The 1,001-nt window shown below is 46.7% G+C and carries 1 protein-coding gene; it reads right to left on the bottom strand.

Annotation, left to right across the window (positions count from 1 at the left end; translation table 11 throughout):
* On the bottom strand, nt 1–824 hold an 824-nt coding region (locus GC098_RS07635), incomplete at its 3' end, for a phosphotransferase (protein WP_246358487.1).
* Between the last annotated feature and the right edge of the window lie 177 nt (nt 825–1,001).

The following is a 1,001-nucleotide window of genomic DNA, read 5'->3' as shown; positions in this document are numbered from 1 at the left end:
CTGATCAGCTTTTTCTCGCTTCGGGTCAGTGGACGAACCTGTTCGTACCCGCTAAGGAAAGCAGCCATATTCGAAGGGTTAAATTCTGTGGTATTGGTTAGCGCTACAACTAAATCCAAATAAGCCGATCCGGGCTTCATTGCATCCCAGTCAATTAAATAGATACGTTCTTTTGATTTAAGCGCATTTGGAATGGTAACATCCCCGTGCACAAGAGGCTGCTGTCGGCTCTCCTTCTGCAGCCTCGAGCGAATCCTCTCTGCTTTTAAAGATTCTAGGGCATCCCATCCTAACTTCATGCATTGTTCCCCACGATGTTGAGACCATGTTCCCGCCTTCGAGGATTTACTTCGGAGAACCTTCGTCTGGCTGCAGAACGCAGCGTGGCGTTTCTTAAGTTCTCGGACTAACGAATCGGACCGGGGAGGGAGTCCGAAGCTTCGGGAAACGGAATGCAGTTTTGCTAACACTACCCCCAACTTGGCAAGCTCCTCCTTGTTGCTGAGAATGTCTCTTCCCTCTATCCATTCCGTTACGTAATAGAGCTTTCCACGCTTCTTCACCCAATGCTTCCCCGAACGGGTTTTAAGCCACTTCGGCATGCCGCGAAAACCTTTTCTGCGCAATCTTGACGCATAAGAGGAAAGCCGGAAAAGACGGCCTTGCGAACCGATAAAAGGCTTGATCATGTAGTTTCCTTTGTTGGTTGATACCCGGAATGCGGCAACGTTTTTATATAGTGAGGGGCAGGGACGGATTTTTATGATGGAAAACCCGTAAGAATGAGCGATCTGTTTTAATATCAGTTTGTTGCTGCTATTCATACTGGACAACAAACATTCTCCTTCCTGAAGGGACATTAGAATGTACTCTTCCTATTTTATTAAAATCGATTCGGATTGGTGTCCCGATCATTACATACGTCCAAGCAACCCGCGCCCCGAATGTATATTTTATTATGGCACCACATCTATTCGGAAAATGCCGTCTTCTTAACTAGT

The organism is Paenibacillus phytorum, from assembly GCF_013141715.1.
GTDB lineage: Bacteria > Bacillota > Bacilli > Paenibacillales > NBRC-103111 > Paenibacillus_E > Paenibacillus_E phytorum.
The sequence above is the reverse complement of the archived record's forward strand: the minus strand, read 5'-3'. Positions and strand labels throughout refer to the sequence as shown.